This is a genomic window from Tateyamaria sp., from assembly GCF_059783535.1.
Map to the genome: position 1 here is coordinate 1 of NZ_JBYNDP010000148.1, position 8,504 is coordinate 8,504.

At 57.5% G+C, this 8,504-nt stretch carries 7 protein-coding genes and 1 tRNA gene; 3 read left to right on the plus strand and 5 right to left on the minus strand.

Annotated features, from left to right (window positions below; genetic code table 11):
• Positions 1 to 270: 270 nt before the first annotated feature.
• The 5 genes from AC6RA8_RS19260 to AC6RA8_RS19280 form a co-directional block, all read right to left on the minus strand.
• Positions 271 to 347 (minus strand) — tRNA-Arg (locus AC6RA8_RS19260).
• Positions 348 to 389: 42 nt separating this feature from the next.
• Positions 390 to 848 carry a GNAT family N-acetyltransferase gene (locus tag AC6RA8_RS19265; protein WP_500354962.1) on the minus strand — a complete coding sequence of 153 codons (459 nt, stop codon included), beginning with the start codon at positions 846 to 848 and terminating at the stop codon, positions 390 to 392.
• A gap of 187 nt (positions 849 to 1,035) precedes the next feature.
• Positions 1,036 to 2,346 carry an ABC transporter permease gene (locus AC6RA8_RS19270; RefSeq protein ID WP_500354964.1) on the minus strand — a complete coding sequence of 437 codons (1,311 nt, stop codon included), beginning with the start codon at positions 2,344 to 2,346 and terminating at the stop codon, positions 1,036 to 1,038.
• Positions 2,343 to 3,149 (minus strand): ATP-binding cassette domain-containing protein, encoded by an 807-nt coding sequence (locus AC6RA8_RS19275; RefSeq protein ID WP_189367938.1) that lies wholly within the window; start codon positions 3,147 to 3,149, stop codon positions 2,343 to 2,345. The genes AC6RA8_RS19270 and AC6RA8_RS19275 overlap by 4 nt, the downstream gene beginning before the upstream one ends.
• Before the next feature lie 96 nt (positions 3,150 to 3,245).
• Positions 3,246 to 4,253: a taurine ABC transporter substrate-binding protein gene (locus tag AC6RA8_RS19280; RefSeq protein WP_500354966.1), complete on the minus strand. Its 1,008-nt coding sequence runs from the start codon at positions 4,251 to 4,253 to the stop codon at positions 3,246 to 3,248.
• 393 nt (positions 4,254 to 4,646) lie between these two features.
• Here AC6RA8_RS19280 and AC6RA8_RS19285 point away from each other — a divergent pair, with 393 nt between their 5' ends.
• From AC6RA8_RS19285 to AC6RA8_RS19295, 3 genes are all read left to right on the plus strand, one after another.
• Entirely contained in the window at positions 4,647 to 6,041 is a 1,395-nt protein-coding gene (locus AC6RA8_RS19285; RefSeq protein WP_500354972.1) for an aminotransferase family protein, read from the plus strand.
• 239 nt (positions 6,042 to 6,280) lie between these two features.
• On the plus strand, positions 6,281 to 7,273 hold the full coding sequence (locus AC6RA8_RS19290) for a TAXI family TRAP transporter solute-binding subunit (protein ID WP_500354968.1): 993 nt from the start codon (positions 6,281 to 6,283) through the stop codon (positions 7,271 to 7,273).
• An 80-nt stretch (positions 7,274 to 7,353) separates the two neighbouring features.
• Positions 7,354 to 8,504: TRAP transporter permease (locus tag AC6RA8_RS19295; protein ID WP_500354970.1), on the plus strand; the 1,151-nt coding region annotated here is incomplete at its 3' end.

Genomic DNA, 8,504 nt, shown 5'->3' on the forward strand with positions numbered 1-8,504 from the left:
GTGCGCCCAAGCCCGATGCGGCTGGGCAGTGAGATATAAAAGGCGCCGGAACCTGGGAACGAAGAGTGAGCTTCGATCGTTTCGCGAGTCAATACATCTCAATCGGTATAAGCTTCCGGGTACTGTCAAAGTGAAAAAGCCGTCGAATACAGCGCAAACCATTGAAAAAACTGCGACAAACGAGGCTCGGCTTCTAACATCCTTCAAAAACCCGTCTTTTGTCGTAAAAACGGACTTTAGATGTCGAACGTCACCAAGCGCTGTGAAAAGTGGCGATCCCTGAAGGACTCGAACCCTCAACCTGCTGATTAGAAGTCAGCTGCTCTATCCAGTTGAGCTAAGGGACCGCTGACGTTGTCATGCCGCAGCGCGAGCCGCAGGGCAAGTATTCAAAGTTGCCGTGTCATGAAAACGCTGAGCGGATCCTCAACATAGCCGCCAAAGGGGGGACACTCGATGAACCCGTGCGCCGAATAAAGTGCCCGCGCAGGCGCAAACATATCCGCCGACCCAGTCTCAAGACTGACTTTCATCAGACCGATGGCACGTCCGTGATCCAACAAAGCGTTGAGCACAGCGCGCGCCACACCACGCCCCCGTGCTTCTGCTGCTGTATGCATGGACTTCAATTCACCATGACCCGGTTCGATGACGGCTATGGCCCCAACACCCAAGACAACGTCACCATCGCGCGCTGCGAACAGTGCTGCGTCGCGCTCCAACAGTTTGTCGGGTTCCAGAACATGGCAGCTTTCTTCGGGCGACGAGGCGCGCATCAGCTCGAAATGGCGCAAAAGCAGCGCCTGTACGTCAGCTTTGGCCGGGGTATCCAATTCGATGGCAATCATCACGGCGAACGTAATGAAGGCGTCGGAAGTTTAAAACCTAAAACATGTCTTCTTCTTCGTCCGACGACGAACCGACGCGCTATCCACAGTTTGAAGGGCGACCTATGAAAAGCCCCCTTCGGCGACAGATCAAAAAAAACGGCGCCTCACTGGGCGCCGTTTCCAGAATTCTTGGACTTCACCCGGATCAGACTTTGCCCTTCCATGGGATCAACCAGTTTTCCAGCTTCCGCATACCGACCTCGATAGCAAAGCCGATAATACCGATAATGATGATGCCTACGATGATGATATCAGTCAGCTGGAATTTCGACGCTGTCACGATCATCTTACCCAGACCGACATTTGCGGCCACAAGCTCGGCAGCGACCACCGTGCCCCAACACACACCCATCGCAACCCGCGCACCGGTGAAGATGTCAGGCAACGAGTTGGGGACAATCACCTTTGACAGGATCTGCCGCTTCGACGCGCCCAGCGAATAGGCCGCATGAACCTTGGAAATGGCAACACCGGACACACCTGATCGCGCAGCGATAATCATGATCCATAGGGCCGCCAGGAACAGCAGGACAACCTTGCCGACCTCGCCAATCCCAAACCAGATGATGATCAGTGGGATCAATGCAAGAGGTGGGATGGGGCGCATGAACTCGACAATCGGGTCAAACCAGCCCCGCGCCCAGCCTGTCAGACCCATTGCGTAGCCGATCGGAACACCAACAACTGCACCGATAAGAAAACCCAAAACAACCCGCTTCAGTGAAAACCAAGTATGCTCCAGCAGCGTGTAGCCCTGATAGCCTTCCTGATTCAGCCAGATGAAGCGCTGGAACACGACTTCGGGCGCAGGGAGATAAAGCCGGGCCATCCGCAGTCCAACGGCAGGTTCAAAGGTCGGCGTGCCTTTGTCCGTCAGTCCAATCGTCCCCTCATCCACTCTGATCGACTCACCCGGTGCAATGGGCTGGCCATTAATGGCAACAACAGTTGAACCGTCTCTCTTTGACACTTCGTCATTGGCCCAGACATTGACCACCTTGAACGAATAGCGGGCAACAGTCAGGCTGTCGTTCTTGGCAAATCCGTCACCCAGCTCGACGTCAGCAGGATCAGGCTCGCGGCCAGGGTTGCCTTCGTCGTCAATGGTCTGCTGAATGTCTTCGCGATACACCCGCATGGTCACAGTTGCGTCGTCGGTTGTACCGTCTTCCAACTGCGCGGTGTAGGTAAAGGTCATATCACCAGAAAACGGGCCCGGAAACTTTGGCAACGGGATGGCTGAGTTGGTAAACGCCACCCACAACCAGAACACCGTAATGACCGAGATGACGGACGCCACCCGGTTCGCAGTGATCGCGCTTTCATCACCGAAGGTGACGGTTTTCAGTTTATTGAAGCCCTTCTTTTCAAAGGCGCTTTTGAACACAACCTTTGCAATGAAGAACGATCCGAAAAAGGCGCCGACGTAAAGCGCAAGAACAAGTAACCCGGTCATGCGTTTTCCTCCGTCCGGCCCATAATCTCTTCTTCCATGTTCCAGATCATTTCGAGGATCTCTTCCCGCGTCGGCGCATAGTCTTTGTGCTTTTTGACTTCACGCAGGTCGTTGCCGACACCCATATCGGCAAACGGCAGGCGATACTCCTTGTGCACGCGACCGGGGCGCGGTGCCATAACCAGCAAGCGTTCACCCAGCAACAACGCCTCTTCAACCGAGTGCGTGATCAGAATGATCGTCTTGCCTGTGTCCTTCCACAGATCAAGGACAAGGCTCTGCATCTTTTCGCGGGTCAGCGCATCCAGCGCGCCCAGCGGTTCGTCCATCAGGATCACGTCCGGGTCATTGGCCAGACAACGGGCCAGGGCCACACGCTGCTGCATCCCGCCTGACAGTTCGTAAACCGCCTTTTCTTTGAAGTCCTGCAGACCGACAACATCAAGAAGATGCTCAACCTTCTCTTTGCTCTCGGCGCGGCTCATACCCTTCATGTCGGGACCAAAGCTCACGTTGTCCCGCACGCTCATCCATTCGAACAACGCGCCCTGCTGGAACACCATTCCACGCTCAGGGCCGGGGCCGTGCACCACTTCTTCGTTCAGCTGAATGTTGCCTTCAGTCGGGGCCAAGAACCCCGCCACGATGTTCAAAAGCGTAGTCTTGCCACAACCCGAGGGGCCAAGCACGCTCATCAGTTCGCCGGACTTGATGTCCAGCGTCACGTTCTTCAACGCCTGCACATGACCGCCATTCGGCAGATCAAAGCGCATCGAAATATCATTTATGAGAAGTCCAGACACCCGGATCCCCCTCTTGCCAAGATGGGACGCTCTGTCTTCAGAGCGGAAAAGGGGTGGGCACTATGCACCAGCGCCCACCCCCGAAAAACGACGTGATTAGTTGGCGGAAGCCAGCGGATCTGCGTTCACGTTGTCAGTGTAGGACGCTTTCGCCGCATCTATGGACCCGGCCGAAACAAACACGTCTGCAACACCCTTCATAAAGGTTGCTGCATTGCCACCCAGCCATGCATTGCTCAACTGGTCTTCGACCGTTGGAAACACAAAGGTGGACAACGTGGCCGCCGCGTCATCTTCAGACATACCGGCGTCTTTCGCGATCACTGGAAGCATCTTGGCGTGGTTGGCTTCATCGGCCCACATCGCGTTGGCAGCTGCTGTCACCGCCAGGAATTGCGACACAAGCTCGCCTTCCTGAGCGACAAAAGATGTTGGACCGGTTGTCGCGTCGAAAACCAGGATGCCCAGCTCGGTTTTTTCCGCACCGGTCAGCAGAACGTTGCCCGAGTTCAGCATGCGGCGCAGCGCACCGCCCCAACCACAGGCCATGTCAACAGCACCCTGGCTCAGCGCAGCTTCACCTTCCTGTGGCGCCATGTCGACGACCTCAAGGCTGTCGAGGGAGACGTTGAAGTGCTCCATCTGCTTTAGGAAACCATAGTGGGCAGCGGTGCCCAGCGGAACGGCAACTTTCTTACCGGCAAGCTCGCCTGCACTGTCTTTGTCGATTTCGAGGTCGGCGCGCACAACGCAGTTGTCGTTGTCGGCATAGGACACGGCCACATCCAGCACCTGCAGGTCCTGACCGGCAGAGGTCGCGACCACGAAGGGTGGGATACCCTGGCTTACAGACAGTTGAACGTCACCAGACGCCATGGCTGCCGACATTGCGGTGCCTGTGTCGAAGCTCACCCAGTTGATCTTGGTGCCGCCCATGGCTTCTTCATACATGCCGGTTTCTTTGGCGAACTGGAACGGCATCGGCCACTCCAAGAAGTAGGCAACCGTGATTTCACCACCGTGGCCTGCTGCCACGGCGCCCTGTGCGCCCGCCAGCATTGCAGTGGCTGCCACAGCACCCATCAGCTTTGTCTTGAATGTCATCTTAGTACTCCCGTGTTTTCCACGAGCCCGCTGGCTCGCCTTTGGATCATGTCGGGCGGTGTTCCGCCTCTGGTCGCACGCGGCCTGCCGCGGCGCTGGCGTGATCCGAGCCGATAATCTCGCCCGGATCAACGTAAAATCGGGACTTCTGTCATAATTTTGTGCAGGTGAACCAAGTCTTTCGGATTCCCAAATTCCTGACAGCACCATGAAAACAAGGGGATTTCGAACGACTCTCCTGCAAAGATATGGCCAAAACCACATCAACTGGCTTTACTTGTCGTTATAAACTGGCCCTACTGTTGTGACCAGATTCTCAGCGATTGTGCACTTCAGCAAGCTTGATTGGCCCTTTGTTTCATGGGCCGCACTCTCTCTCGAAAGGTTGACCCCATGGACGGTACGTTCAACGAAAACGATATGAGCCGCGTGATCGAAGCCGACCGCGCAAACGTTTGGCACCATTTGATCCAACACCAACCCTTTTTCACCGGGGCTGATCCTAAGATCATCATCGAGGGCAAGGGCCTGCGTGTCTGGGATCAAAAGGGTATCGAGCACATCGACGCCGTGTCCGGCGGCGTCTGGACGGTCAACGTGGGCTACGGCCGCGAGTCGATGGGTGATGCAGTCCGCGACGCCATCGTGAAAATGAACTTCTTTGGCGGCACCGTGGGCTCGATCCCCGGCGCGCTCTTCGCCGAAAAACTGCTAACCAAGATGCCGGGCTTGGACCGCGTCTACTACGCCAACTCCGGTTCTGAGGCGAACGAGAAAGCGTTCAAGATGGTCCGCCAGATCGCGCACAAGCGCTACGGAGGCAAAAAGCACAAGATCCTCTATCGTGACCGCGACTACCACGGGACCACCATCGCCTGCCTATCCGCCGGCGGACAGGACGAGCGCAATGCACAGTACGGGCCATACACGCCCGGCTTCATCCGCGTGCCGCACTGCCTCGAATACCGCAAGCACGAACAGGACGGCGCGCCTGACGCGAACTACGGTGAATGGGCAGCAAACCAGATCGAGGAGATCATCCTGCGCGAAGGCCCCGACACTGTGGGTGCGCTCTGCCTTGAACCCGTCACCGCTGGCGGCGGCGTGATCGTACCACCCGAAGGCTATTGGGAACGGGTGCAGGAGATTTGCAAGAAGTACGACATCCTGCTGCACATCGATGAAGTCGTCTGCGGTGTGGGTCGCACCGGCACTTGGTTCGGCTATCAGCACTACGGCATCAAACCGGACATGGTGACGATGGCCAAGGGCGTCGCGTCGGGCTACGCAGCCATCTCTTGCCTTGCGACAACCAACGAAGTCTTCGACATGTTCAAGGACGACACCACCGATCCGATGAACTATTTCCGCGACATTTCCACCTTCGGCGGCTGCACGGCTGGCCCCGCGGCAGCGCTCGAAAACATGCGGATCATCGAGGATGAGAACCTGCTCGAGAACACGACGCAGATGGGCGACTACATGCTCGACAAGCTGGCGGAGCTGAAAGACAAGCACGCCGTCATCGGCGACGTGCGCGGCAAGGGTCTGTTCCTCGGCGCCGAGCTGGTCAAGGACCGCGACAGCCGCGACCCGGCAGATGAAAAAATGGTGCAAGCCGTTGTCGGCGACTGCATGAAGCAAGCCGTGGTGATCGGGGCGACCAACCGTTCGCTGCCCGGCAAAAACAACACGCTCTGCTTCTCACCGGCACTGATCGCGACCAAGGACGACATCGACCAAATCGTAGGCGCCGTAGACGGCGCGCTGACACGCGTGTTTGGCTAATCAAACTCAAAAAGCTTGAATGAAAGGCGGGGACACCCCGCCTTTTTTTGGACAGCAACGCGCGCCCGGTGAACAACACGGCGCAAAGAGCGGCAGGTGAGTGAACAACCCCGGTCAATACCACGTGAAGGCGATCAGACCGCCCCTGTTCCTCTTGTTTTGAACAACCGCAGATATACCTTCAATCGATAACAAAAAATAAGCGCCAGCGCATGGCGCCAGACTAACTGGAGGAATTTATGACTGCTTTGCTCAAACTGAAGGGTGTCAAAGCCCTTGCCTTCGCCGGTGCCATCGGCCTCGTTGGATCCATTGCCTCGGCCCAAGACAAGAGCGACTGGCCCGACAGCTTTTCCGTCGGCACAGCCAGCCAGGGTGGCACATACTTCGTGTACGGCGCCGGATGGGCCAACATGGTGTCAGAAGCCCTGGGCATCCCCGGCGGCACCGAAGTCACTGGTGGACCGGTGCAAAACGCAGCGCTGGTGCAAACTGGCGACTTGGACATGGGCATGGTCACCATGGGACCAGCCTTTGACGCCATCAATGGCAACAGCGCACTGGCACCCGGTCTGAAACACGACAAGCTGCGCGCGCTTTTCCCAATGTACAAAACCGGCTTCCACGCCGTAACGCTATCCAGCTCAGGGATCACAAGCTTTGCTGAAATCCCGGACGGTGCCGTTGTGGGCGTCGGTCCGGCGGGCGGCACGCCAGGAACATACTGGCCGCGTATCCTGACCGACATGGGCAAGGATGTTGAGTTCCGAAACGGCGGCGCCTCGGACCTGGCCGGACAACTTCAGGACGGCCTGATCGACGTGATGACGTGGGCCGGTGGTCTGCCGTACCCCGCGTTCAGCCAGCTGGATGCACAGACGGACGTGACATATTTCGGCTTCACGGCTGACGAACAGGCCGCCGTCATCGGCTCGCAACCTGTCGCGGCCTTCACCATCCCGGCTGACATCTATCCATCCCTGCCTGAAGAGCAGCTGAGCGTTTCCATGTGGAACTTCGCAGTCGGCAACGCCGATCTGCCGGAAAGCCTGGTCTACGAAGTTGTCAAAACGGTCATGACCAACAACGCCAAGATGGTCGAAATCCACAAATCGGCGGTCGAAACGCTGCCCGAGAACTTCGACAAGAACACCTTCATTCCCTGGCACCCCGGCGCCGTGCGTTGGTTCGAGGAAAACGGGTTCGACATCCCGGACGAGCTTGAGGGCTAAGGCCCGAACGCCGATTGACATCGCATGCGCACCCTGTCTGATGGCAGGGTGCGTCTTTGCATGTGCCGAGGGATACGAAAATGACCGACACGCAAGCCGCTTCTGACATCAAGTTGCCTTCAGAGGTCGACAATTCGCCAGACCTGCAAAACACAACATGGCTGGCGAAAGTCGGTTTTTTACTTTGCGCGCTCTACAGTGCTTGGCACCTCTACGTGTTGAACATTGCCCCGCTGGAAACATGGGCGTTTCGGATAATGCACGTCGCAGGGGCATTGATTCTCGGCTTCGTACTAACTTCCGCGCTGTCCGTCCGCCCGGCACAAGAGGGAGGTCCATCCAGTCGTCTTCCGCGTGCCTTGGGCGCCGTCTCGCTTGTCGCTACATCCCTTGCGCTCGGTTCCGTTTTTGCGGCCATATGGTTCTTTGAACCCGGGCAATCGGCTCCACCTGAATGGACCTTGGCCATCTTTGGTTGGACTTTGGCGGGTGGAACGCTGTTGGCAGTGGCAACGGGCTGGCTGTATCCTGCACGCCAAAATCAACTCACGATCTCGGACATCGCACTGATCGTCGCCACGTTGGCGAGCTTCGGGTTTGTCTTGTTCAGCCTCGATACACTGTCTCTGCGCCTACGCGCAGGCACCCCATTTGCAGATCCGAATAATGGCTGGGCAGCCTTTGTTGTTGTCGTGTTGATTGCAGAGATGACGCGACGGGTGGCCGGCATGGCGCTGGTCGTCATCGCCCTTGTATTTGTGATCTACGCATTCATGGGTCCGTGGATGCCCGGTTTCCTTGAACATCGCGGCTATGACGCCAAGCGCTTCTTCACCTATGTCTTTACGGACAACGGCGTGTTGGGCCCAACGACCGCGGTGTCGTCAACCTATATCATCCTGTTCATCGTCTTCGCCGCCTTCCTGCAAAGCTCCAAGGTTGGCGACTACTTCGTGAACTTCTCCTTCGCTGTTGCGGGACGTGCGCGCGGTGGCCCGGCCAAGGTATCGGTGCTGGCCTCTGGCCTCATGGGCATGATCAACGGCACGTCGGCAGGCAACGTAGTGTCCACCGGCTCACTGACCATTCCGCTGATGAAGAAGGTGGGCTACCGCCCTCAATCGGCTGGCGCAATCGAAGCGGCCGCCTCCACCGGCGGACAGATCATGCCACCGATCATGGGCGCCGGCGCCTTCATCATGGCCGAGATCACCGGCATTCCGTACACGGA